We start from the raw sequence: 22,395 nt of genomic DNA, 5'->3' as shown, positions 1-22,395 counted from the left end.
GACCCCTGGGTTTCGGCGGCTCGGCCCGTTACCGGAGGAAAGACCGTGTACTTCACCGACCGCGGGATCGAGGAGCTGGAGTCCCGGCGCGGCGAGGAGGAGGTCACGTTCGCGTGGCTGGCCGACAAGCTGCGGGCGTTCGTGGACGCGAACCCGGACTTCGAGACGGCCGTCGAGCGCCTGGCGACCTACCTCGCGCGGGACGACGAGGACCTGGACGACTGAACCGGTCGCGCCGGGAACCACGCTCCAGCACCTCCGCCCCGGCCGGCAGCGCGCCGTGCACGACCTCCGCCTCACCGCTCTCGGGGAGGAGTGCGCAGACCTCTGCGGTGCTGCCGTCCGGGGCGGTGGTCACCGTCCCCTGCTACCAGGCGTACGCCTCGGGCGCGGGCTTGCTGCCGTTCGGGCCGGGGGCGGGGAAGAGGTCGTCCAGCTTCGCCAGCACGTCGGCGTCCAGCTCGATCTCCGTCGACCGCAGCGAGCCGTCCAGCTGGTCCAGCGTCCGCGGCCCGATGATCGGCGCCGTCACGCCCTCCTGGTGCAGGAGCCACGCCAGGCCGACGTGCGCCGGGTCCTCGCCCAGGTCCGCGGCCAGCCTCTCGTAAGCCTCGATCGCGTCCCGGTGCTTCTCCAGCGCCTCCAGGCCGCGCCCGGTCGTGCCGCGCGACCCGCCGCCCTCGCGCTGCTTGCGCAGCACGCCGCCGAGCAACCCGCCGCCCAGCGGTGACCACGGGATGACGCCGAGGCCGTAGTGCCGCGCCGCGGGCAGCACCTCCAGCTCCACGAACCGGTTCACCAGGTTGTAGATGGACTGCTCGCTGACCAGCCCGAGGAAGCGCCGCTCACGTGCCGCCTCCTGCGCCTGCGCGATGTGCCACCCGGCGAAGTTGGACGACCCGAAGTAGATCACCTTCCCCTGCTGCCGCAGCACCGAGAACGCCTCCCAGATCTCGTCCCACGGCGTGTCGCGGTCGACGTGGTGCATCTGGAGCAGGTCGATGTGGTCGGTCCGCATCCGCCGCAGCGACTCGTCCGCCGCGCGCCGGATGTGCAGCGCGGACAGCTTCCGCTCGTTCGGCCAGTCACCCATGTCGCCGTACAGCTTGGTGGCCAGCACGGTCTTCTCCCGCCGGCCGCCGCCCTGCGCGAACCACCGGCCGATGATGTTCTCGGTGATCCCCTCGCCCCGCTGCCACCCGTAGACGTCGGCGGTGTCGAAGAAGTTGATGCCGTGCTCGTGGGCCCGGTCCATGATCGTGTGGCTGTCGGCCTCGGAGGTCTCCGGCCCGAAGTTCATCGTGCCGAGGCACAGGCGGGACACGGACAAGCCGGAACGGCCGAGCTGGGTGTACTCCATGCGGTCAAGCCTGCCCCAACTCGCCCGGGGCGACCACCGCTCGCGACCTCCCTCGGGCACCCGGGCGTTCGACGCGGGTCCGGACGGTCGCGGTGATCACGCCGAAGTCTCCTGGCCCGGCGAGGCGGGCATCCGCGCGACGGCGTTGACCTCGCCTTACGCCTCTCTCCCCAGAGCGAGGTACGCGGCGGTCGAGGTCTCCAGCGCGGTGACGCAGGCGGCGATGGCGGGGTGGTCGCCCGCACCCCGGCGGTAGGCGATGCGGGTGCGGCGGTGGACGTCCAGCGGGATCAGCCGGACGCCGGTCGGTGGGCGGATCGCGCCGAGTTCCGGCACCAGGGCGACGCCCTGACCGGCGGCGACCAGGGCGAGCACGGCGGTGAAGTCGTCGGCGTGGTGGCGCACCCCGGCGGTGAAGCCGGTCGCCTGGCACACCCGGATCGCCACCGTGTGGCAGAGCGTGCCGGGGCTGCCCACGATCCACGCCGACTCGCGGGCTTGCCCGATCGGGTCGTCCTCGCCGAACCCCGCCGACGCCGGCACGGCGAGGAACACGGTCTCGGCCAGCAGCGGCACCGAGTCCACGCCGGGGTCGGGCTCGACCGGCGCGATGTCGTAGTCGTGCCACAGCGCCACGTCGAGCCGGCCGTCGCGCAGGGCGTCCGGCATGTCGACCGGGTCGAGTTCGGTGACCATGAGGTCGAGCGCCGGGTGGTCGCGGCCCAGCGCCACCAGCGCGGCGGGCAGCAGGGTCGGCACGGCGCTGGGGAACGCGCCGATGCGCACGGCGCCGGACAGGCCGGTGCGCGCGGCGGCCAGCGTGGCGGTGGCGGCTTCCAGGGCGGCGAGGATCGTCTCGGCGTGCCGGACGAGCGCCGTGCCGGCCGGGGTGAGGCTGACGCTGCGGCCGGTGTGCTGCAGCAGCGGGACGCCCGCCTCCCGCTGCAACGCCGCGAGCTGCTGCGACACGGCCGACGGCGTGTAGGCGTGCGCCTGCGCGACGGCGGCGATCGTGCCGAGGTGGGCGAGGTCGCGCAGCAGGCGCAGGCGGCGGACGTCGAGCATCAGTTCAGCTTACGGTTCTGTTGAGGAAAGCGAACTGGTGCTTCACGGTCGCGCCGGGCAGGCTGCGGCTCATGACGTTCACCGGCTTGTTCGTCCCGCTGATCACGCCGTTCGACCGGTCCGGCGAGGTGGCCCTCGACGCGCTGGAAGCCCTCGCCACCGAGTCCTTGGACGCCGGCGCGCGCGGCCTGGTCGCGCTGGGCACGACGGGCGAGCCCTCGGCGCTCGGCACGACCGAGCAGCGATCGGTGGTCGAGGTGGTCGCCCGGGTCTGCCGCGAGCGCCACGCGCCGCTGGTCGTCGGCGCGAACACCGCGCAGGCCCTCCAAGAGCTGACCGTTCACCCGGAAGTGGTGGCCGCGCTGACCACGACGCCCTCGTTCGTGCGACCGGGCGAGGCGGGCGCGCTGGCGCACCTCACCCGGCTGGCCGCCGACAGCCCGGTGCCGCTGATCGTCTACGACATCCCGTACCGGACCGGCCAGTACCTGTCCGCCGCCACCCTGCGCCGACTGGCGGACGTGCCCGGCGTGGTGGGGCTGAAGTACGCGGCGGGCGGGATCAACGCCGACACCGTCGAACTGCTCGCCGACCCGACCGACCTGGCCGTCCTGGGCGGCGACGACACGTTCATCTCGCCGCTGCTCGCGCTCGGCGCGCACGGCGGCATCCTCGCCTCGGCGCACCTGGCCACCGCCGAGTTCGTCCGGCTGATCGACGCCTGGACCACCGGCGACGTGGTCCGCGCCCGCGCCCTGGGCGGGCGGCTCGCGGCCCTGTCCACCGCGCTGTTCGCCGAGCCGAACCCGACCGTGATCAAGGCCGTGCTGCACGCCCAGGGCCGCATCCCGACCCCGGACGTCCGCCTCCCGCTGCTGGCGGCCCACCCCGACAGCGCGGCGGCGGCCCTCCGGGCGCTGGACGCGGTGATCTCGCGGGACGCGGCGACCGCGGGCCGGTGAAGCACTTCCGGCACGGGCGCGTTCGGGCCATGCTGGTGCGATGCAGGGGGATCACTCGGAAGTGTTAGGCGCCGTGGCGCACCGCGGCGGCTCGCTGGTGCAGCGGCCGGAGCTGACGATCGGCGTCAAGCAGGCGATCTCCCGGTCGACCGGTCTGGACCTCGACCTGGTCACCCGTCAGCCGCTGGACCGGCGCGACGCGACCCGGCGGCAGCACGACACCCGCGTCGCCGAACCCGTCGCGCCCGCGCCCCGCCGGCTGCTGCCCGCGTTCGACGAGGGCGTCGACCTCCGCGTCGGCACGCTGGACGACGAGGGCCGCGCGCACTGGCACTTCCCGACCTCCTGGTCGAGCGGCAGCGGGGACCACTTCGAGGGGCGCTCCGGCCCGGTGCACGACTTCGCCTTCCGACTGCCGCCCGCGTTCGACGAGATCACGCTGGTGCTCGCGTGGCCGGAGATCGGCTTCCCGGAGACCACGGTCACCCTGCCGCTGCCCGACCGCGCCACCGCCGACCGGGCCACCAGGTCGGTCTGGGACGCGCCCGTCAGCGCGGTCGCCACGGCCGAGCGGTTCGAGCACCACGTCGCGGCCTCGTGCCCGGAGGTCGACGTCGAGACGGGCACGAGCGCGGCGGCCCCGCAGGTCCTGCACCGCAGCGACCACGCCGCGATCGTGCTGACCCGCTTGACCGTCGTGGACCGGACCACGCTGTCGGTCGGCCTGGCGAGCAGCGCCCGGGGCGACGCCGCGCAGGCGATCCGGGCCGACACGTCCCGGGGGACGGACAGCGCCCCGGCCATCGCGGTGGTCGCGGACGGCAAGGCGTTCTGGGTCCGCTCGCACTCCGGTTCGGCCTCGGGAGGGGCCCACGGGCACTCCGGCAGCCAGGACTTCCTCCTGCCGCGCCCGCACGACGACGTCCTGGACCTGCTCGTCGCCTGGCCGCGGGCGGGTCTGGGCGAAGCCCGCGCCCGCATCCCGCTCGACTCCCCCTGACCCCGTCAGGTCACCGGGCGCGCCTGCCCGCCCGCCACACGGCGTGGGTGAGCGGGACGCCCGGCCGGTACGCGAGGTGCGTGGTCGAGGGCGCGTCGAGGACGTGGACGTCGGCGCGCGCGCCCGGCGCGAGGTGGCCGACGTCCGTGCGGCGCAGGGCCTTCGCGCCGTTGAGGGTGGCGGCGGTGACGGCTTCCTCGACGGTCATGCGCAGCTGGAGGACCGCCGTCGTGACGCAGTACGCCATCGAGGTCGTGTAGGAGCTGCCCGGGTTGCAGTTGCTGGCCAGGGCGACCGTCGCGCCGGCGTCGAGGAGCCGCCGGGCGGGCGGGAGCGACTGGCGGGTGGACAGGTCGCACGCCGGGAGCAGGGTGGCGACGGTGGACGAGTTCGCCAGCGCGTCGACGTCGGCGGCGGAGAGGTACGTGCAGTGGTCGACGCTGGCCGCGCCCAGCTCCACCGCCAGCCGGACGCCCGGACCCTCGCCGAGCTGGTTGCCGTGCACGCGCAGCCCCAGGCCCCTGGCCCGCGCGGCTTCGAGGACGGCGCGCGACTGGTCGGCGTCGAACGCGCCCTGCTCGCAGAACACGTCCGCCCAGCGCACGTGCGGCGCGACGGCGTCCAGCATCCCGCCGACCACCAGGGCCACGTACTCGTCCGCGTCGGCGCCCGGCGGCACCAGGTGGGCGCCCAGGAAGGTGACTTCATCGACCTCGTCGGCCGCGATCCGTGCCGATCGCACCTCGTCCGCGACGGTCAGGCCGTAACCGGTCTTGGTCTCGACCGTGGTGGTGCCCTGCGCGACGGCCTCGGCGACGTGCCGCCTCAGGTTGTCGGCCAGCTCCCGGTCGGACGCCGCGCGGGTGGCGTCCACGGTCACCGCGATGCCGCCCGCCGTGTACGGCAGACCGGCCATCCGGGCTTCGAACTCGGCCGTGCGGTCGCCCGCGAACAGCAGGTGCGTGTGGCTGTCCACCCAGCCGGGCAGCACTGCCCTGCCTCCCACGTCGACCCGCACGTCGGCGGCGGGGGCGGAGGCGGCGGGGCCGACCCACTCCACCCGGTCGCCGGCGAGGACGAGCGCGGCGCCGGCGAGGCGGCCCAGCTCGGGGTCGTTGGTGGTCAGCTCGCCGATGCCGGTGACCAGGGTGCTGGTCACGGGCGCACGAACCGCTGCCAGGCGGACGCCGGGAACGCCAACCGGCCCGCATCGCGGTTCTTCGAGTCCCGGACCGCCACCGAGGGGCCGGGGAAGGCGACTTCGACGCAGTTGTCCTGACCACCGGCGCCGCTGCGACTGCTCTTGCGCCACACCGCGTCGGTGGATTTCCCGGTAGACAAGGGATGACTCCTCATTCGTCCTCGGCGATGATCTGCTCGATCAGGGAAACCGAGTCCTCCGGACCGAGCGCTCGGTCAAGCAGGTGGTCGAACAGAATCCTAGCCCGCCACACCTCACCGGGTTCCTCGATGTGGATGGACCCGATGCCGTACCCCACGTACAGCATGGTCCGGTCCTCGGGATCGGGGAAGTCCAGCAGGGTGAAGGCGCCGCCCTGTCCGCCGTGCGCGCCGATGCTCCTCGGCAGGACCCGCAGGGTGACGGTGCTCAGCTCCGCCACCATGACCAGGTGTTCGAGTTGTTCGCGCATGACCTCCGGGCCCCCGATCGTCTGCCGGAGCGCGGACTCGTCAACCAGGGCGACCAGGTGCAGCGGCTCAGCGTCGTCGGTGAGGCGGCGTTGTCGGATCAGTCGGACCTCGGTCTCGGTGCCCTGCTCGGCCCGCTTCAAGGTGCCTGATTCGAAGATCGCCCTCATGTACGCCTGGGTTTGCAGCAGACCGGGTATGTAGATGAGCGCGAGTTCGCGAACCTCCTCGGCCTCGGTTTCCAGGTCGACGTAACCCATGGCGCGAATGCCGAACTTCATCCACCACCGGGGCTTCAGGGTGTCGCGGACGTCGTCGATGAGCGTCGGGTCGTAGTGGTCGTAGACGTCCATCATCGAGCGGGCGAGGTGGACGTCCACCCTGGTCTCGCCCGCCTCCAGGCGGTAGAGGCTGTTGCGGTGCTTGTCGAGCGCGACGGCGGCGTCCTCGATGGTCATGCCCGCCGCCTCGCGCATCCGGCGCAAGCGGCGGGCCAACTTCCGGCGGCGAAAGGTCGGACGTGGCGGTGACATGGGGCCATGATCCTGAGCGGGACCGACAAAACCGGGAATCCCGTCACCCGATCAGGTAAGTACGTCGACCAGCAGCCGCGACACGTCGCCCAACCGCTCGTGCACGCCGTCACGTGCCACGACCTTCCCGCCGACCACGACCACGGCCACGTCCGACGCCGTCGCGGTCAGGACCAGCTGCTCGGGAGCGGTCCCGGCGGTCCGGACCGAGTCCACCCGCACGGCCACCAGGTCGGCGGGCGCGCCGACCTCGATCCGGCCCGCCTCCGGCCACCCGATCGAGGCGTGGTTCGTCAGCGCCTCGACCAGTTCCGCCGGCGCGAACCGGCCCCGCTCCCCCGTCCGCAACCGCTCGTTGTGCTCCAACGCCCGCGCCTCGCCCAGCGGGTCGATCACCGCGTGCTGGTCGCTGCCCAGCGACAACGGCGACCCGGCCGAGGCCAGCTCGCGCGCCGGACCGATCCCGTCCGCCAGGTCGGCCTCCGTCGTCGGGCAGAAGCACACGCCCGTCCGCGCCGCCCCGAGCAGGCCGATGTCCTTCGCGGACAGGTGCGTCCCGTGCACGGCCGTCGTCCGCGCCGTCAGCGCACCGGCCTCGGCCAGCAGCTCGGTCGGCGTCAGGCCGTACGCCGCCAGGCACGCCTCGTTCTCCGCCGGCTGCTCCGACAGGTGCACGTGCAGCGGCCGATCCGGGAACGCGCCCGCTACCAGGGACAACGTCTCACGCGGCACCGCGCGGACCGAGTGGATCGCCGCGCCGATCCGGGTGTTGTCGTCGCTGCGCAGCTCGGCGACCCGGTCGAGCCACCGGTCACCGGTCCCGTCGGAGAACCGCTCCTGCACGCCGCGCACGGGCCGGCCGATCCCGCCCGCCAGGTAGCAGGCGTCCAACAGGGTGAGGCGGATGCCGGCGTCGAGCGCCGCCTGCCGAAGCGCCTCGGCCATCTCGTTCCCGCCGCCGTGCAGGTAGTGGAACTCGCCCACCGCCGTCACCCCGGCCACGGCCATCTCCGCGTACACCGCCGTGGCCAGCTCCAGGTACGACTCGGGCGTCAACCGCTCCGCCACCGCGTACATCCGGTCGCGCCACGTCCAGAACGTGCCGCCGCCGTCGTGCGTGCGACCGCGCAGCGCCCGGTGGAACGCGTGCGAGTGCGCGTTGGCGAACCCCGGGAACACCAAGCCGCGCAACCGCTCGACACCCAGCGGGATCGTGTCCACTGTGGACACGTCGGAGATGGTCCCGCGGTCCACCCGCACCAGCACCCGGGACGCGATCCCGTCCGGCAACCACGCCCGCTCGCACCAGAAGCTCTTCATCGCGCCAGGTGCTCCAAGGTCGACGCCAGCGCCACCACGCCCGCCTCGCAGTCGTCCGCCTCGGCGAACTCCTCCGGCGCGTGGCTGATCCCGGTCGGGTTGCGCACGAACAGCATCGCGGTCGGCACGTGCGCGGCCAGGATGCCGGCGTCGTGACCGGCGCCGGTCGGCAGCGCGGGGGTGTCCTCGCCGAGGGCCTCCCGGACGCGGGCCGCCAGCCCCGCGTCGAAGGTCACCGTCCCGCCCCAGCTCTCCTCGGTCACCCGCACCTCGCACCCCTCGGCGGACGCCGCCTCGCGCGCCGCCGACGTGATCTCCGCGACCACCTCGCGGGTGCGCGGCTCGTCGTCGGCCCGCGCGTCCAACCACACGTCCACCGACGACGCGATCACGTTGGTGCCGCCGGGGTTCGGCACGATCCGGCCCACCGTCGCACGCGCGCCCGAGGTGGCCGCGCGCCGGGCCGCCAGGACGAGGGAGGCCGCCGGGACCATCGGGTCGCGCCGGTCCTCGATCAGGGTCGCGCCGGCGTGGTTGCCCTCGCCGGTGAACGTGAACCGCCACCGGCCGTGCGCCAGGATCGAGCCGGCCAGCCCCACCGGCACCGCCAGCCCGCGCCCCTGCTCGACGTGCAGCTCCACGAACGCGCCGATGGACGCCAGAGCCCGGTCGTCCCGCCCCATCCGCAACGGGTCGAACCCGGTCGCGAGGGCGGCCTCGCCGAACGTCACGCCGTCCGCGTCGACCAGCGCGCACGCCGCCTCCGCCGAGATCGCGCCGGTCATCAGCCGCGACCCGAGGCACGCCACGCCGAAGCGCCCGCCCTCCTCCTCCACGAACACGACGACCGCCAGCGGCTTGGTCGGCGTGAACCCGCGCGCCCGCAGCAGGTCCACCGCCCGCAACGCCGACACCACGCCCAGCGGTCCGTCGAACGCGCCGCCGCCCGGCACCGAGTCCAGGTGGCTGCCGGTGACCACGGCGCCCGGTCCCGGCTCGCCCCACCACGCCCAGATGTTGCCGTTGCGGTCGGGCCGCACGTCGAGCCCCCGCCGCTCGGCCTCCTCCACGAACCACGCGCGCAGCTCGCGCTCGACGTGGTCGAAGCCGTGCCGCGAGTAGCCGCCGCGCCTGCGGTCGCGCCCGACGTCGGCGATGTCGGCGAGGTCAGTCATCGGAGCCCGCCCTCATCGGGATCGGCACCTGCTTCTCGGCGGCGACGTCGACCGCCCGCTGGTAGCCGGCGTCCACGTGCCGGATGACGCCCATGGCCGGGTCGTTGGTCAGCACCCGCTCGATCTTCCGCGCGGCCAGCGGCGTGCCGTCGGCGACCGTCACCTGGCCCGCGTGGATCGACCGGCCGATGCCGACGCCGCCGCCGTGGTGCAGCGACACCCAGGTCGCGCCGGACGCGGTGTTGACCAGGGCGTTCAGCAGCGGCCAGTCGGCGATGGCGTCCGAGCCGTCGGCCATCGCCTCGGTCTCCCGGTACGGCGAGGCGACCGAGCCGCAGTCCAGGTGGTCGCGGCCGATGACGATCGGCGCGGACAGCTCGCCCGAGGCGACCATCTCGTTGAACTTCAACCCGGCCAGGTGGCGCTCGCCGTAGCCGAGCCAGCAGATGCGGGCGGGCAGGCCCTGGAACTCGACGCGCTCGCCGGCCATCCTGATCCACCGCGCCAGCTGCTCGTTCTCCGGGAACAGCTCCAGGATCGCCCGGTCGGTCTTGGCGATGTCGGCCGGGTCGCCGGACAGCGCGGCCCAGCGGAACGGGCCCTTGCCCTCGCAGAACAGCGGCCGGATGTAGGCGGGGACGAAGCCGGGGAAGTCGAACGCCCGCTCGTAACCGCCCAGCTGGGCCTCGCCCCGGATCGAGTTGCCGTAGTCGAAGACCTCGGCGCCCCGGTCCTGGAAGCCGACCATCGCCTCGACGTGGTCGGCCATCGACTCGCGGGCGCGGTCGGTGAACTCGTCCGGCTTGGCGGCGGCGTAGTCCGCCCAGTCCTCGACCGGGACGCCCTTCGGGCAGTACGCCAGCGGGTCGTGCGCGGAGGTCTGGTCGGTGACGACGTCCACCGGCACGTCGCGGCGCAGCAGCTCGGGCAGCACCTCGGCGGCGTTGCCGATCAGGCCGACCGACAGCGCCCGGCCCTCGGCCTTCGCGGCCAGCACGCGGGCGATCGCGTCGTCGATGTCGTCGGCGATCTCGTCCAGGTAGCGGGTCTCGACGCGGCGGCGGGCGCGCTGCGGGTCGACCTCGACGCAGAGCGCGACGCCCTCGTTCATGGTGACCGCGAGCGGTTGCGCGCCGCCCATGCCGCCCAGGCCCGCCGTGACGGTCAACGTGCCGCGCAGGGTGCCGTTGAAGCGCTTGTTGGCCACGGCGGCGAACGTCTCGAACGTGCCCTGGAGGATGCCCTGGGTGCCGATGTAGATCCACGACCCGGCCGTCATCTGGCCGTACATGGTCAGGCCCTCGGCCTCCAGCCGGCGGAACTCGGGCCAGTTCGCCCAGTCCGGCACGAGGTTGGAGTTCGCGATGAGCACCCGCGGCGCCCACTCGTGCGTGCGCATGACGCCGACCGGGCGGCCGGACTGCACGAGCAGCGTCTCGTCGTCGGCCAGCGCGGCCAGCTCCCGGCTGATGGCGTGGAAGCTCGGCCAGTCCCGGGCGGCCTTGCCGGTGCCGCCGTAGACGACCAGGTCGTCGGGGCGCTCGGCCACGTCGGGGTCGAGGTTGTTGTGGAACATCCGCAGGGCGGCCTCGGTCGGCCAGCTGCGGGCGGTGAGGTCGGTGCCTCGGGCGGCGCGCACCATCAGAGTGCTCCCTTCCGGATCAGGTCTTCGGCGGCGGCGATCTCGGGCGCGAGGTGGCGGTCCGGGCCGGGGCCCTCGACGTGCTCGCGCAGCTTCGCGACGGCCGCCGCGGTCGCGGGGGCCGGCTTGAGCGGCTTGCGCAGGTCCAGGGCCCGGGCGGCGGTCAGCAGCTCGATCGCCAGCACCCGGCGCAGGCCGTCGACGGACTGGCGCAGCTTGCGCGCGGCCGACCAGCCCATGGAGACGTGGTCCTCCTGCATCGCGCTGCTCGGGATCGAGTCGACCGAGGCGGGCACGGCCAGCCGCTTCAGCTCGCTGACGATCGCCGCCTGCGTGTACTGGGCGATCATGTGGCCGGAGTCGACACCGGGGTCGTGCGCCAGGAACGGCGGCAGGCCGTGCGAGCGGTTCACGTCGAGCATCCGGTCCGTGCGGCGCTCGGCGATGCTCGCCACGTCGGCCGTCGGGATGGCGAGGAAGTCCAGCACGTAGGCGATCGGCGCGCCGTGGAAGTTGCCGTTGGACTCGACCCGGCCGTCGGCCAGCACCACCGGGTTGTCGATGGACGACGCCAGCTCGCGGTCCGCGACGGCCTCCGCGTAGGCGACGGTGTCCCGCGCCGCGCCGTGCACCTGCGGCGAGCAGCGCAGCGAGTAGGCGTCCTGGACCCGGGTGCAGTCCGGGCCGCGGTGGCTGTCCATGATCTCGGAGCCGCGCAGGATCTCCGCCATCCGCCGCGCGGACCGCCCCTGGCCGGGGTGCGGGCGCAGCGCCTGGAGGTCCGCGGCGAACACGCGGTCCGTGCCCAGGAGGGCTTCCACGCTCATCGCGGCGGTCAGGTCGGCGACGTCGAGCAGGTGGTTCAGGTCCCGGACGGCCAGCACCAGCATCCCCAGCATGCCGTCGGTGCCGTTGATCAGCGCCAGGCCCTCCTTCTCGGCCAGCCGCACGGGCTCGATGCCCGCCTTGGCGAGCGCGACGGCGGCCGGCAGCAGTTCGCCGTCCGCGTCGCGGACCTCGCCCTCGCCGGTCAGCGCCAGGGCGGCGGCGGACAGCGGCGCGAGGTCGCCGGAGCAGCCGAGCGAGCCGAACTCGTGCACCACCGGCGTGATGCCCGCGTTGAGCATCGCGGCCATCGCCTCGGCGGTCTCCAGCCGGACGCCGGTGTGGCCACTGGCCAGGGTCTTGAGCCGGAGCAGGACGAGGGCCCGGACGACCTCGCGCTCCACCTCGGGCCCCGAGCCGGCCGCGTGCGAGCGGACCAGCGATTGCTGGAGGGCGGCGCGGCGGTCCGGCGGGATGTGCCGGACGGCGAGCGCGCCGAACCCGGTCGAGACGCCGTAGGTGGGCTGCTCGGCGGTGGCCAGGCGCTCGATGTGGGCCCGCGCGGTGGTGACCGCCTCGCGGGCCGCTTCCGTGATCTCCACGCGCGCGTCGGCGCGGGCGACGGCGTGGACGTCCTCGCGGGTCAGGGGCTTCGGACCCAGCTGCACGGGTGGCTGCATGCACCCATCTCAACCCGGCGGCGCGGCGCGCACGACCCGGCGCCCACCGATCGTGTCTGGTATCCGGGACGGTTCGCCCCGCCGAAATCGCTCGCCGCGCGTCCTCACCGTCGGTAGCTTCGCCGAAACCACCAGGGGGGACCATGAGCGTTCGCGTCCACGACCTGACCAGGACGTTCCGCAAGGGCAAGGGGTGGCGGCCCAAGGGCGAGGAGGTGACCGCGCTCGCCGGGCTGACGCTGGACGTGCCGACCAACGAGGTGCACGGCCTGCTCGGCCCGAACGGCGCGGGCAAGACCACGCTGTGCAAGATCCTGTCCACCATCCTGCTGCCGACCTCGGGCGTCGCCGAAGTGCTCGGCCACGACGTGGTGACCGGCGCGGCCGAGGTCCGGCGGCGCATCGGCATCGTGTTCGGCGGCGAGCGCGGCCTGTACGGCAAGCTGACGGCGCGGCAGACCCTGCGCTACTGGGCCGCGCTGCACAAGATCCCGGACGCGGTGGCCAAGGCCCGCGCCGACGAGCTGCTGGCCCGGCTCGGCCTGGCCGACAAGGCCGACGACCTCGTGGAGACGTTCTCCCGGGGCATGAAGCAGCGCGTGCACCTGGCCCGCGGCCTGATCGGCGACCCGGAGCTGATCCTGTTCGACGAGCCCACCACCGGCATGGACCCGGTGGCCGCCCGCGACTTCCGCGACCTCATCGCCGAGCTGCGCGACGAGGGCCGCACGATCCTCATCACCACCCACGACATGGACGAGGCCGAAGCGGTCTGCGACCGCGTCACGCTGATCGACAAGGGGCGCGTGCTCGCCACCGAGACGCCGCGCGGCCTGGCCGAGATGTCCGGCCTGCACCGCTGGGTCGAGGCGGAGACCTCGCTCGACGTCACCGGCATCCCCGGCGTCCTGGGCACCGAGACCCGCAACGGCAGGCTCCGGGTCAAGACCGCCGACGACCGCGCGGCGCGGGCCGTGCTGGACTTCCTGCTGGACAGCGGCGTGCGCTCGGTGCACGCCGTCCCGCCCCGCCTGGAGGACGTCTACCTGGACCTCATCGGCCGGCGCGGGATGGGGGTCTGACCGTGCGCCCGTTCCTGACCGCGCGCCTGTTCCTGACCGGGGTGCGCACCCAGTTCTGGCTGGTCCGCAGGGAGCCCGACGCCCTGCTGACGCTGTGCACGATCCCGTTCACCGTCGTGATGGTGCTGTCGATCGTGGTGCACGCGGCCCGCCCCGACCTGATCGCCACCGCGTTCCTCGCGCCCGCGCTGATGGGGCTGTGGGGCTTCTCCGTCGGCCTGGCCTCGGAGGTGGTCGTCGGCGAGCGGTGGAACCGCACGCTCGACCTCGGCATGGCCTCGCCCAGCTCGCTGCAACCCGTGTACCTGGGCCGGATCTCGGCGGTGATGGTGCTGGGCGTCGTCCCGCTCGGCGAGACGTGGTTGCTGGGCAGGCTGCTGTTCGGCGTCACGCCGGAGGTGCACCACCCGTGGGTGTTCTGGGCGGCGATGGCCGTCTCGGTGTTCGCGATGACCGGGACCAGCCTGCTGCTGGCCGCCGGCCTCCTGCTGTCGAACAACGGCCACGTCTACGTGAACTTCCTCAGCTACCCGATCTACCTGCTGTCCGGCGTGCTGGTGCCGGTGCACCACCTGCCGGAGTTCCTGCGACCGCTGTCCCACGCGGTCTTCCTGTCCTGGTCGGCCGACCTGATGCGGGACGCCATGGCGCCCGCGCCGGTCGCGGGCCCCGGCTGGCGGCTGCTGGTGATCGGCGGCCTCGCCGTCGCCGCGCTGGTCGGCGGCCGGGTCCTGCTGGCGCTGACGCTGCGCCGGGCGCGCGAGCTGGGGACGGTGACGTATGCGTGACCAGCTGCGGGTGCTCAAGCACGGCCTGATCGCCTCGTGGACCATGTACTCGGCGTACCACACGTGGAAGACGTGGACGTTCACCTGGCTGTCCCGCCTGCTGGTCCAGGCGGCCTTCTTCGCGCTGATCGGCCGGGTGCTCGGGTCGCAGGAGCAGGTCGACTACCTGCTGATCGGCAACCTGGTCGCGATCATGGCCATCGACGCGACCGTGGTCATCCTGCTGGCCGTCGGCGAGCGGCAGTCCGGCACGCTGGCGCTGATGGTCGCCGCGCCGTCCACCCACCTCGCGGTGTACCTGGGCCGCGGGCTGGTGAACCTCGGCTCGGGGGTGGCCGCGTCCACCACGGCGTTCCTGGTGCTGCCGCCGCTGTTCGACGTGCGGCTGCCGTGGCCGGCGGCGGCCCTCGTGCCGTTGATGATCTTCGTGGTCGGCCTGTCGTGCTACTGCTACGGGACGTGCGTGGCGTCGTTCGTGCTCGGCTTCCCGTCGGCGCGGTGGCTGGCGCTGAACGTCAGCTAACTGGTGCTGATGACGTTCAGCGGGGTGAACGTGCCGACGTCGTTCTGGCCGGGCTGGCTGCGCGCGGTCACGTCCGCGCTGCCGATGACGCACGGGCTGAGCGCGATCCGGGTGTTCGTCGCGGAAGGGCCGGTGTCGGCGGTGCTGGCGCAGCTCGCGCTGGAGGTGTGCGTCGGGGCGGCGTGGTTCGCCGTGGCGGCGGTGAGCTTCAACCGGATGGTCCGCCGGGGCCGGCGTGACGGCACGATCGAGTTCGGCGGCTAGCGCGGCGGTGGGCGCTCCCCGTTCGGGAGCGCCCACCGCGTCGCGTCAGGGGGTCGCCCAGGGCAGGCCGGGGTCCGGGTCGAGCACGACCGCCTCCGCCACCGCGACCAGGTCCTGCGCCGACGTCGTGCCCGGCCCGGGGCCGAAGACCAGCAGGTGCAGGTCCGGGCCGAGGTCGACGCGCAGGTAGCCGCCCCGCTCCCCCAGGTACTCGGCGGACGCGCCGCGGGCCGTGACGGCGACCGGCGCGACGCCGGGGTTCCCGATCGGCTCGTCGACGTAGCTGCTCAGGTTCGCGCCGTAGGTGACGCCGCCGACCACGCCGGTCGTGGACACGTGCCAGCCCAGGCCGTTCACCCCGGCCTGGTGGGCGACCTCGCCGCCGACGGACACCGGGCCGCGCAGCGACGTCGGGTCCGGCCTCATCGACTCGGCGATCCGGATCGCCTCGGCGCGGGCGTCCGCCGTGTTCGAGAGGGTGAACTGGAGGTAGCGGCCCGGCTCGGGGTTGAGCACGACCCGCGTGTCCGGCGGCGTGCCGTCCGGCGCGCCCGGCTCCCGGGTGTCGCCCGGCAGGGGCGTCACCAGCGTCGCCGGGTCCGCGACCAGGGCGGTCCTGCCGTTGATCACGACCTGGTCGGCCGCCGCGGCGTCGCGGACCTGCCGGTGCAGCAGCTCCTGCGCCTCGGCGTCCTTGGGGACCACCAGCTCCAGCGACGGCGCCACCACCTGCCCGCCGTCGTGCTTCCAGACGCGCTGGACGCCCCCGGTCGCGTCCACGAACCGGTTCCGCTCGGTCAGCCCGTCGGGCAGCCACGACGGGCTGTAGCCCAGGGTGAACGGGTCGAACGACGCGGCGGTGGTCGGGGACGCATCCGGCGAGGTGGTCGGCAGCACGCTGCCCGGACCCGCGGGCGGCGCCCCGGCGGAGGGCCTGCCGATCGTGGTGGCCACGACGGCGACCGCCACCGCCGCGGTGGCCGCCGCGACGGCCAGGAACACCGGCTTGCGGCTCTTGCGCGGCCGGTGCAGCGCGGCCAGCACGGCGCCCTCGGGCGGCGCCTGGTCGGCACGCAGCCGCAGGGCGTCCTCGATCAGGTCTTCGGTGTCCATCACAGTGCCTCCTTGACGCGTTCGTCCGCGCGCAACGTGGACAGCGCGCGGGAGATGTGGCTGCGGACCGTGCCCTGCGAGCAGTTCAGGACCTCGGCGATCTCGGCGTCGTCGCAGCCCTCGTAGTAGCGCAGGACCACGGCGGCCTTCTGCTTGCGCGGCAGCTTGTCGATGCGCTGGAGCATCGCCTCGCGCTCGTCGTAGTGGTGGGACGGGTCCGGGGTGGACGGGTCCACCCCGTGCAGCGGCACGTGGGTCCTGCGGCGGCGGCGCCGGCTCAGGAACTCGTTGGTGACCATCCGCTTCACGTACGCGGAGGGGACGTCGACCGCGGCGATGCGCGCCCAGCGCTGCTGGGCCCTGAGCAGGCACTCCTGGACGACGTCCTGGGCGAGGTGCGGGTCGCCGGTCAGCACCGTGGCGTAGCGCAGCAGCGGGGTGACCTGCCGGGTGGCGAAGTCCTCGAAGCTGGTCGTCATGCCCCTCCAATGCGCCGGACCGGCGTTTTGTTGAGAATGGGTCCCGTGGGAGGCAGCAGCGACGTGCCGGCGTTGCGCCGCGGGCTGGCCGTGCTGCGGCTGCTGGCGAGCAGACCGGGCCCGCTGTCGGCGGCGGCGGTGGCCCGGGAGCTGTCCCTGCCCAGGTCGACGACCTACCACCTGCTGGCGGAGCTGGCCGCGGCCGGGTTCGCCACCCACTTCCCCGAGGAGCGGCGCTACGGGTTGGGCGTGGCCGCGTTCGAGCTCGGGTCCGCCTACCTGCGGCACGACCCGCTGGAACGGCTCGCGCGGCCCGTGCTGCGGCGGTTGGTCGACTCGGTCGAGCGGACCGCGCACCTCGGCGTGCTGCACGGCGCGGAGGCGCTGTACCTGGTGCGGGAGCAGCCGCGGCAGCCGACCACGATCGTGTCGGACGTCGGCGTGCGGCTGCCCGCCCACCTGACCGCGTCCGGGCGGGCGGTGCTGGGCCGGCTGCCCGCGGCGCAGGTCCGGGCGCTGTTCCCGGGGCCGTTCGTGGACCGGACCGGGCGGGGGCCGCGCGACCTGCCCGCGCTGCGCAGGCTGCTGGCCGTCGAGCGGCGGCGCGGGTGGTCGGTCGAGGACGGTTACGTCACGGCGGGGTTCGCGTCGGTCGCCGCGCCGGTGTTCGACCACGGCGAGCGGCCGATCGCCGCCGTCACGCTGACGTTCCGGCACGTGTGCGAGGCGGAGTGCGGCGAGACGTGGCCTGACCTGGCGGCGGCGGCGCGCCGGGCGGCGGACGAGCTGACCGGCCGCATCGGCGGCCGGGCCCGAACGCACGACGGCCCGGCCACCCCCTCGGGGTGACCGGGCCGCGATCACCGCAGCGCGATCACTGCGGTGCCGGTGCTACAGGGTGACGTCCTTCAGGAAGTCGGCCGCCACGTTCGCGACCGTCTCCTTGTCCACGTCGACCCGCTTGACCAGGTCGGCCAGCTTCTCGGTGGTCAGCGCCGCGGACACCTTGTTCAGCGCGTCCTTGCCCTTGGCGTCGACCGCGTCCGACCGCAGCAGCGGCACGATGTTCTGCGCCGGGTACATCGTCTTCGGGTCTTCCAGCTCCACGAAGTCGTTGGCCTTGATGTCGGCGGACGTCGTGTAGAGGTTGATCACCTGCACGGTGCCGTTCTTCAGCGCGTCCACCGTGATCGGGCCACCCGCGTCGGTGGTCTTGATCTCGGTGAAGGAAACCCCGTACAGCTCCTTGATCTTGGTCTCCCAGCGCTGCGCCCACTCGCCCGCCGCGCCGAGCACGTACTTGCCCGCGCCGAGGTCGGCGATCGACTTCACGCCGCCGTCCGCGGTGGCCTTGGTGACCACCAGGACGTCCTTGTCCTCGGCGTCGGCCTTCTCCAGCACCTCCAGGCCGGACGGCGTCTTCGACTTCAGCGCCGTGTAGACCTCTTCGGCCTCGGTGGTGGCGTTGGTCTTGTCGAAGTAGTTGAGCAGGTTGCCGGTGTACTCCGGCACCACCCCGAGGGACTTGTCCTGCAACGCCTTCACGACCAGCTCACGGGCGCCGATGCCGGACTTCACCGTCACCTTCGCGCCGGTCGCCTTCAACGCGCCGGCGTAGATCTCGGCCAGGATCTTGTTCTCGGTGAAGTCGGCCGAACCGACCACGACCTCACCGCCCGACGCGGGTTCCTGCCCGCTCCCGCTCAGGTCCTCCTTGGACCCGCACGCGGACACGACCAGGGCGGCCGCGGTGACGACGACGGCCAACGTGCGCTTCATGCCGTGCTTCCTCCAGATTCGACGGGCGCCGGCTCTTCCCGGCGCCTCGGCTGTGTCCTGCTCGACTGCGCCTTACCACGCCGTGCGCCCCGATCGCGGGCCGACAGCCGCAACCCCGCGGGCACGACCAGCCTGCCGACGCCCGCGAGCACCACGTCCAGCACCACCGCCAGCAGCGCGATCAGGATCGCGCCGCCGACGAACTGCCCGTAGTCCAGCACCCGCAGGCCGTCCAGCAGCGGACGTCCCAACGTCTCGATTCCCACGTACGCCGCCACCGACGCGGTCGCGACCACCTGCAGCATCGCGTTGCGCAGACCGCCGACGAGCAGCGGCAGCGCGTTGGGCACCTCGACCTGCCACAGCCGCTGCGCGCCGGTCATGCCCATGCCGCGCGCCGCGTCCACCACGCCGCGGTCCACGTCCTGGATGCCCGCGTAGGCGCCCGCCAGGATCGGCGGCACGGCGAGCACGACCAACCCGATCAGCACGCCGGTCGTCCCACCGCCCGCGACCAGGTACAGGAACGTGACCAGGCCCAGCGTCGGCAGCGCGCGCAACGCGTTGCTGCCGCCGACCAGCACGACACCGCCGCGCCCGGTGTGCCCGACGTACAGCCCGAGCGGCACCGCGATCACCGCCGCGCCGAGCACCGCGCCGAGGCAGTAGAGCAGGTGGACGCCGACCCGCACCGGGATCGACTTGCCGCCGGACCAGTTGACCGGGTCCAGCAGCCAGGAGAGGGCGTCGGAGAAGATCACGGCTTGCCACCGACCCTCGCCCACGGCGTCAACCGGTTGCGCAGCAGCACCAGCAGCAGGTCGACCACCAGCGCGAGCACCAGGGTCAGCACGATGCCGATGATGATCGGCGCCAGGTAGCGCTGGCGGAACCCGTCGGTGAACAGCGTGCCGAGGCCGCCGGTGCCGATCAGCGCGCCGACGCTGACCAGGCTGATGTTGCTGACCGAACCGACCCGCACCCCCGCCGCGAGGACCGGCACGGACAGCGGCAGCTCGACGGTCAGGAACCGGCGCAGCGGCCGGAAGCCCATCGCGGTGGCGGCGGCGGTGATGTGCGCGGGCACCGCGGCCAGCGCCTCGGCGACCGGCCGGACCAGCAGCGCCGTCGTGTAGACGGTCAGCGCGATGATCACGTTCAGCGGGTCGAGCACCTGGGTGCCGATGACCGCCGGGATGATCGCGAACAGGGCCAGCGACGGCACCGTGTAGATGACGTTCGACAGCGCGATCAGCGTGGCGTTGACCCGCCGGAACCGGTGGCACAGCAGGCCGAGCACGATCGCCAGCAGCACCGAGACGACCAGCGGCGCCAGCGACAGGTAGACGTGGGCGAGCAGCATGTCCAGCAGCGCCGCCCTGGTGCCCGCGTCGCTGAGGTACTTCGGGATGTCACCCACGGCGGCTCTCGATCACGTCCAGCACCTGCCGCGCGGTCACGACGCCGGCCAGCCTGCCCTCGGCGTCCACCGCGACGCCCAACCCGGACGGGGAGGACAGCGCGGCGTCCAGCGCGCCCCGGATCGACGCGCCCACCTCGTACAGCGAGCCGCCCGGCACCACCGACGAGTCCGGCGCGACCCAGCCCTGCGGCCGCCGGTCCGCGTCCACCACCAGCCGCCAGTCCGAAGAAGACCCGGCCCCGGCGGAGGACCCGCCCTCGGCGACCGTCGGCGCCTCCGCCACCTCGACGCCCGATGAGTCCACAAAGGACAGACTGCGGTAGCCGCGGTCCTTGCCGACGAAGCCCGCCACGAAGTCGTCCGCGGGCCGGGTCAGCAGCTCGGCGGGCGGCGCGTACTGGGCGAGGTGGCCGCCGGTGCGCATCACCGCGACCTTCTCGCCGATCCGGATGGCCTCGTCGATGTCGTGCGTGACGAACACGATGGTCTTGTCCAGCTCGGCCTGGAGCCGCAGCAGCTCGTCCTGGAGCCCTTCGCGCACCACCGGGTCGACCGCGCTGAACGGCTCGTCCATCAGCAGCACCGGCGGGTCCGCGGCCAGCGCGCGCGCCACGCCGACGCGCTGCTGCTGGCCGCCGGAGAGCTGCGCCGGGTAGCGGCGGCCGAGTTCGGCGGGCAGGCCGACCAGCTCCAGCAGCTCGGCGGCCCGCTCCCTGGCCCTGCGGCGCGTCCAGCCGGTGAGCAGCGGCACGGTGGCGACGTTGTCCAGCACGGTCCGGTGCGGGAACAGGCCCGCCTGCTGGATGACGTACCCGATGCCGCGCCGCAGCGTGGGCGGGTCCACCCCGAGCACGTCGCGACCGTCCACCAGGACGGTGCCCGACGTCGGGTCGATCATCCGGTTCACCATGCGCAGCGACGTGGTCTTGCCGCACCCGGACGGTCCGACGAAGACGGTGATCGTGCCTGCCTCGACCACCAGGTCCAGGCTGTTCACCGCGGTGGTCCCGTCGTCGAACCGCTTGGTGACGTCGCGGAACTCGATCACCCGTGGTCCTCCTGCCGATGGGTTATCAAGTGTCGAACGACCCTAGCCCGTTAGCCCGACCGTGGCACGGCGTTTCAGGATGCGGTCAGTAGGCTGCACCGTTTGTGGCAACCGAAATGGTGCGAGCACTCCTCGCCGAACGGGGTCCGCACGCCCGCGAGCTGCGGCGCGTGCTCGACCTGCTGGCCGGCGACTGGCACGCGTTGGCCGAATTGGTTCGGCTTCCCGCTGTGCCGCGGCGAACGGTGCAGGAGCTGTTGACAGCGGTCGGTGACGACCTGGAGACCAGCGGCGACCGGCACCGGCTCGCGCCGGGCAAGGCCGCCGACTACGCGGAGTTCCGCGTGCGCGGCGACCTGGCCGACCCGCTGGCCGAGCCGGTGTCGCGGCACGCCGAGCAGCTGCGGTCGATCTCGGCGGACATCGCGGCCGTGCCACCGCCGCTGGCCGCGCTGGACCACGTGCAGGCGACGGCGGAAACGGCGTTGAAGCGCGCGCTGTGGCTCGACGCGACCTACGACCTGGACGGGCGCACGCTGCTGTGCCTGGGCGACCACGACCTCACGTCGCTCGCGGTGTGCGCGGTGAACCCGGCCGTCGACGTCGTCGTGGTCGACGTGGACGACCGGTTGCTGGAGTACGTCTCGAACCGCGCGGCGGAGCGCGGGTGGCCGGTGCGGACGGTGCACGCGGACTTCCGGTTCGGCCTGCCGCCCGCCGTGCTGGAGTCGGCGGACCTCGTGTTCAGCGACCCGCCGTACACGCCGGAGGGCATGGCGCTGTTCGCCGGCCGGGCCATCGAGTGCCTGGCGGACCCCGGCCGGGGCCGGGTGCTGCTCGCGCACGGGTTCAGCGACCGGACGCCCGCGCTGGGGTTGAAGGTGCAGCAGGAGCTGCAGCGCCTCGGGCTGGTGTTCGAGGCGATCCTGCCCGCGTTCCACCGGTTCGACGGCGCGCAGGCCATCGGCAGCGCGGCCGACCTGTACGTGTGCCGGCCGACGTCCCGGCGCTCGGCCTCGCCCTCGTCGGCGGCCAGGACCGCCATCTACACGCACGGCCCGCAGTCCGTCGAGGCGTCCGGTCCGGGCTCGACGGCGTTGGCCGCCCTGGTCGACCTCGCCCCGCGACCGGAGTCCTCACCGCCGCCGAAGCCGCGCGCGCCGGGGTGGGCCGACCCGATCGGCAAGGGCGCGGCGTCGCTGGCGGTCGACCTGTCGGGCGACCCCGGGCCGTGGCTGCTGCGGACGCTGCTGGCGTGCTCGCCCGGCCGGATGGCGGCCCTGGTGCCCAACAACCACCCGAACGTGTCGTCGGCGGCGGGTCAGCGGGAGCTGACGTCGTTGGTGGACACCAGGTTCGCGCTGCGGTTCCTGCGGTCCACTCCGGACGGCAAGCACTGCGTGGTGGTGGCCGACCAGGTGCTGGCGGGCACGCTGGACGTCGGCGGGTTGGCGGTGCGGGAGGTGTTGATGCGCGCGCACGGCAAGCTGGGCAACGTGTGGCGCGAGGCGCTGGTCACCGCCACGCACGGCGCGTTGACCAAGCGGGAGGCCAGGGAGCGGATCGGCGAGCACGACGACCTGGAGCTGCGGCTGATCGACCTGCCCCGGCACCGGATCGCCGCGCTGCTGCCGCTGATCCGCGCGTCGGCTTCCTGACGGCGGCGTTCCTCGCGGTCCCGGTC

The 22,395-nt window shown here is 73.6% G+C and carries 24 protein-coding genes; 9 read left to right on the top strand and 15 right to left on the bottom strand.

All coding sequences use genetic code 11. The features are described from left to right. The first annotated feature begins 45 nt into the window (after positions 1-45). Positions 46-225: a DUF6104 family protein gene (locus AB0F89_RS11950; protein ID WP_367135461.1), complete on the top strand. Its 180-nt coding sequence runs from the start codon at positions 46-48 to the stop codon at positions 223-225. 142 nt (positions 226-367) lie between these two features. On the opposite strand, the gene AB0F89_RS11945 is transcribed toward AB0F89_RS11950, so the two are convergent. Together AB0F89_RS11945 and AB0F89_RS11940 are read right to left on the bottom strand one after the other, a co-directional pair. Beyond that, on the bottom strand, positions 368-1,360 hold the full coding sequence (locus AB0F89_RS11945; protein ID WP_367135459.1) for an aldo/keto reductase: 993 nt from the start codon (positions 1,358-1,360) through the stop codon (positions 368-370). Between the two features lie 156 nt (positions 1,361-1,516). After that, positions 1,517-2,425 (bottom strand): LysR family transcriptional regulator, encoded by a 909-nt coding sequence (locus AB0F89_RS11940; RefSeq protein ID WP_367135457.1) that lies wholly within the window; start codon positions 2,423-2,425, stop codon positions 1,517-1,519. A gap of 20 nt (positions 2,426-2,445) precedes the next feature. Here AB0F89_RS11940 and AB0F89_RS11935 point away from each other — a divergent pair, with 20 nt between their 5' ends. After that, a complete protein-coding gene (locus AB0F89_RS11935; protein WP_367135455.1) occupies positions 2,446-3,387 on the top strand; it encodes a dihydrodipicolinate synthase family protein in 942 nt (313 codons plus the stop codon). A gap of 61 nt (positions 3,388-3,448) precedes the next feature. Beyond that, a complete protein-coding gene (locus AB0F89_RS11930; RefSeq protein WP_367135453.1) occupies positions 3,449-4,387 on the top strand; it encodes a hypothetical protein in 939 nt (312 codons plus the stop codon). Between the two features lie 10 nt (positions 4,388-4,397). Here the strand turns inward: AB0F89_RS11930 and hutI are convergent, their stop codons facing one another. The 7 genes from hutI to hutH are packed head-to-tail and all read right to left on the bottom strand — an operon-like array spanning position 4,398 to position 12,212. Then, entirely contained in the window at positions 4,398-5,546 is a 1,149-nt protein-coding gene (hutI, locus tag AB0F89_RS11925) for an imidazolonepropionase (RefSeq protein ID WP_367135451.1), read from the bottom strand. Next, positions 5,543-5,728: a DUF397 domain-containing protein gene (locus AB0F89_RS11920; protein WP_367135449.1), complete on the bottom strand. Its 186-nt coding sequence runs from the start codon at positions 5,726-5,728 to the stop codon at positions 5,543-5,545. The genes hutI and AB0F89_RS11920 overlap by 4 nt, the downstream gene beginning before the upstream one ends. Positions 5,729-5,739: 11 nt before the next feature. After that, positions 5,740-6,570 carry a helix-turn-helix transcriptional regulator gene (locus AB0F89_RS11915; RefSeq protein ID WP_367135447.1) on the bottom strand — a complete coding sequence of 277 codons (831 nt, stop codon included), beginning with the start codon at positions 6,568-6,570 and terminating at the stop codon, positions 5,740-5,742. Between the two features lie 51 nt (positions 6,571-6,621). After that, the gene (locus tag AB0F89_RS11910) at positions 6,622-7,890 is read right to left on the bottom strand and encodes a formimidoylglutamate deiminase (protein WP_367135445.1); all 1,269 of its coding nucleotides are present in this window, start codon (positions 7,888-7,890) and stop codon (positions 6,622-6,624) included. Beyond that, the gene (locus AB0F89_RS11905; RefSeq protein WP_367135443.1) at positions 7,887-9,065 is read right to left on the bottom strand and encodes an allantoate amidohydrolase; all 1,179 of its coding nucleotides are present in this window, start codon (positions 9,063-9,065) and stop codon (positions 7,887-7,889) included. The genes AB0F89_RS11910 and AB0F89_RS11905 overlap by 4 nt, the downstream gene beginning before the upstream one ends. After that, entirely contained in the window at positions 9,058-10,707 is a 1,650-nt protein-coding gene (gene hutU / locus AB0F89_RS11900) for a urocanate hydratase (RefSeq protein ID WP_367135441.1), read from the bottom strand. The genes AB0F89_RS11905 and hutU overlap by 8 nt, the downstream gene beginning before the upstream one ends. Beyond that, positions 10,707-12,212 carry a histidine ammonia-lyase gene (gene hutH, locus AB0F89_RS11895; protein ID WP_367135439.1) on the bottom strand — a complete coding sequence of 502 codons (1,506 nt, stop codon included), beginning with the start codon at positions 12,210-12,212 and terminating at the stop codon, positions 10,707-10,709. The genes hutU and hutH overlap by 1 nt, the downstream gene beginning before the upstream one ends. Before the next feature lie 143 nt (positions 12,213-12,355). Between hutH and AB0F89_RS11890 the strand changes: the two genes are divergently transcribed. From AB0F89_RS11890 to AB0F89_RS11875, 4 genes are read left to right on the top strand one after another with little or no spacing between them, the layout of a single operon-like run. After that, positions 12,356-13,294 carry an ABC transporter ATP-binding protein gene (locus tag AB0F89_RS11890; RefSeq protein ID WP_367135437.1) on the top strand — a complete coding sequence of 313 codons (939 nt, stop codon included), beginning with the start codon at positions 12,356-12,358 and terminating at the stop codon, positions 13,292-13,294. 2 nt (positions 13,295-13,296) lie between these two features. Further along, entirely contained in the window at positions 13,297-14,082 is a 786-nt protein-coding gene (locus AB0F89_RS11885; protein WP_367135435.1) for an ABC transporter permease, read from the top strand. Beyond that, a complete protein-coding gene (locus AB0F89_RS11880; protein ID WP_367135433.1) occupies positions 14,075-14,605 on the top strand; it encodes a hypothetical protein in 531 nt (176 codons plus the stop codon). Before AB0F89_RS11885 ends, AB0F89_RS11880 begins: the two co-directional genes overlap by 8 nt. A gap of 9 nt (positions 14,606-14,614) precedes the next feature. Further along, the gene (locus AB0F89_RS11875) at positions 14,615-14,869 is read left to right on the top strand and encodes a hypothetical protein (protein ID WP_367135431.1); all 255 of its coding nucleotides are present in this window, start codon (positions 14,615-14,617) and stop codon (positions 14,867-14,869) included. Positions 14,870-14,914: 45 nt separating this feature from the next. Here the strand turns inward: AB0F89_RS11875 and AB0F89_RS11870 are convergent, their stop codons facing one another. Both AB0F89_RS11870 and AB0F89_RS11865 read right to left on the bottom strand, forming a co-directional pair. Then, entirely contained in the window at positions 14,915-15,982 is a 1,068-nt protein-coding gene (locus AB0F89_RS11870) for a hypothetical protein (protein ID WP_367135429.1), read from the bottom strand. Then, positions 15,982-16,461, bottom strand: coding sequence for a SigE family RNA polymerase sigma factor (locus AB0F89_RS11865; protein WP_367135427.1), 480 nt, complete (start codon positions 16,459-16,461; stop codon positions 15,982-15,984). The genes AB0F89_RS11870 and AB0F89_RS11865 overlap by 1 nt, the downstream gene beginning before the upstream one ends. Positions 16,462-16,506: 45 nt before the next feature. Here AB0F89_RS11865 and AB0F89_RS11860 point away from each other — a divergent pair, with 45 nt between their 5' ends. Next, the gene (locus AB0F89_RS11860; protein ID WP_367135425.1) at positions 16,507-17,310 is read left to right on the top strand and encodes an IclR family transcriptional regulator; all 804 of its coding nucleotides are present in this window, start codon (positions 16,507-16,509) and stop codon (positions 17,308-17,310) included. Positions 17,311-17,352: 42 nt separating this feature from the next. Here the strand turns inward: AB0F89_RS11860 and AB0F89_RS11855 are convergent, their stop codons facing one another. The 4 genes from AB0F89_RS11855 to AB0F89_RS11840 are packed head-to-tail and all read right to left on the bottom strand — an operon-like array spanning position 17,353 to position 20,711. After that, positions 17,353-18,240, bottom strand: a complete 888-nt coding sequence (locus AB0F89_RS11855) for an ABC transporter substrate-binding protein (RefSeq protein ID WP_367135423.1) — start codon at positions 18,238-18,240, stop codon at positions 17,353-17,355. Then, positions 18,237-18,998 (bottom strand): ABC transporter permease, encoded by a 762-nt coding sequence (locus tag AB0F89_RS11850; protein WP_367138850.1) that lies wholly within the window; start codon positions 18,996-18,998, stop codon positions 18,237-18,239. Before AB0F89_RS11850 ends, AB0F89_RS11855 begins: the two co-directional genes overlap by 4 nt. Then, on the bottom strand, positions 18,998-19,603 hold the full coding sequence (locus tag AB0F89_RS11845) for an ABC transporter permease (RefSeq protein WP_367138848.1): 606 nt from the start codon (positions 19,601-19,603) through the stop codon (positions 18,998-19,000). Before AB0F89_RS11845 ends, AB0F89_RS11850 begins: the two co-directional genes overlap by 1 nt. A 49-nt stretch (positions 19,604-19,652) precedes the next feature. Next, positions 19,653-20,711, bottom strand: a complete 1,059-nt coding sequence (locus AB0F89_RS11840) for an ABC transporter ATP-binding protein (protein ID WP_367135421.1) — start codon at positions 20,709-20,711, stop codon at positions 19,653-19,655. Between the two features lie 116 nt (positions 20,712-20,827). Here AB0F89_RS11840 and AB0F89_RS11835 point away from each other — a divergent pair, with 116 nt between their 5' ends. Continuing rightward, positions 20,828-22,369, top strand: coding sequence for a bis-aminopropyl spermidine synthase family protein (locus AB0F89_RS11835; RefSeq protein ID WP_367135419.1), 1,542 nt, complete (start codon positions 20,828-20,830; stop codon positions 22,367-22,369). Positions 22,370-22,395 lie beyond the last annotated feature (26 nt).

Origin of the sequence: Saccharothrix sp. HUAS TT1 (assembly GCF_040744945.1) — a bacterium.
Lineage (GTDB): Bacteria > Actinomycetota > Actinomycetes > Mycobacteriales > Pseudonocardiaceae > Actinosynnema.
The sequence above is the reverse complement of the archived record's forward strand: the minus strand, read 5'-3'. Positions and strand labels throughout refer to the sequence as shown.

What these genes read in the sequence shown, in the direction of transcription:
- AB0F89_RS11945 (WP_367135459.1), bottom strand. Translation starts at nt 1,360, where the DNA reads ATGGAGTACACCCAGCTCGGCCGTTCCGGCTTGTCCGTGTCCCGCCTG.
- AB0F89_RS11940 (WP_367135457.1), bottom strand. Translation starts at nt 2,425, where the DNA reads ATGCTCGACGTCCGCCGCCTGCGCCTGCTGCGCGACCTCGCCCACCTC.
- AB0F89_RS11915 (WP_367135447.1), bottom strand. Translation starts at nt 6,570, where the DNA reads ATGTCACCGCCACGTCCGACCTTTCGCCGCCGGAAGTTGGCCCGCCGC.
- AB0F89_RS11910 (WP_367135445.1), bottom strand. Translation starts at nt 7,890, where the DNA reads ATGAAGAGCTTCTGGTGCGAGCGGGCGTGGTTGCCGGACGGGATCGCG.
- AB0F89_RS11905 (WP_367135443.1), bottom strand. Translation starts at nt 9,065, where the DNA reads ATGACTGACCTCGCCGACATCGCCGACGTCGGGCGCGACCGCAGGCGC.
- hutU (WP_367135441.1), bottom strand. Translation starts at nt 10,707, where the DNA reads ATGGTGCGCGCCGCCCGAGGCACCGACCTCACCGCCCGCAGCTGGCCG.
- hutH (WP_367135439.1), bottom strand. Translation starts at nt 12,212, where the DNA reads ATGCAGCCACCCGTGCAGCTGGGTCCGAAGCCCCTGACCCGCGAGGAC.
- AB0F89_RS11890 (WP_367135437.1), top strand. Translation starts at nt 12,356, where the DNA reads ATGAGCGTTCGCGTCCACGACCTGACCAGGACGTTCCGCAAGGGCAAG.
- AB0F89_RS11880 (WP_367135433.1), top strand. Translation starts at nt 14,075, where the DNA reads ATGCGTGACCAGCTGCGGGTGCTCAAGCACGGCCTGATCGCCTCGTGG.
- AB0F89_RS11875 (WP_367135431.1), top strand. Translation starts at nt 14,615, where the DNA reads ATGACGTTCAGCGGGGTGAACGTGCCGACGTCGTTCTGGCCGGGCTGG.
- AB0F89_RS11870 (WP_367135429.1), bottom strand. Translation starts at nt 15,982, where the DNA reads ATGGACACCGAAGACCTGATCGAGGACGCCCTGCGGCTGCGTGCCGAC.
- AB0F89_RS11865 (WP_367135427.1), bottom strand. Translation starts at nt 16,461, where the DNA reads ATGACGACCAGCTTCGAGGACTTCGCCACCCGGCAGGTCACCCCGCTG.
- AB0F89_RS11855 (WP_367135423.1), bottom strand. Translation starts at nt 18,240, where the DNA reads ATGAAGCGCACGTTGGCCGTCGTCGTCACCGCGGCCGCCCTGGTCGTG.
- AB0F89_RS11845 (WP_367138848.1), bottom strand. Translation starts at nt 19,603, where the DNA reads ATGCTGCTCGCCCACGTCTACCTGTCGCTGGCGCCGCTGGTCGTCTCG.
- AB0F89_RS11835 (WP_367135419.1), top strand. Translation starts at nt 20,828, where the DNA reads ATGGTGCGAGCACTCCTCGCCGAACGGGGTCCGCACGCCCGCGAGCTG.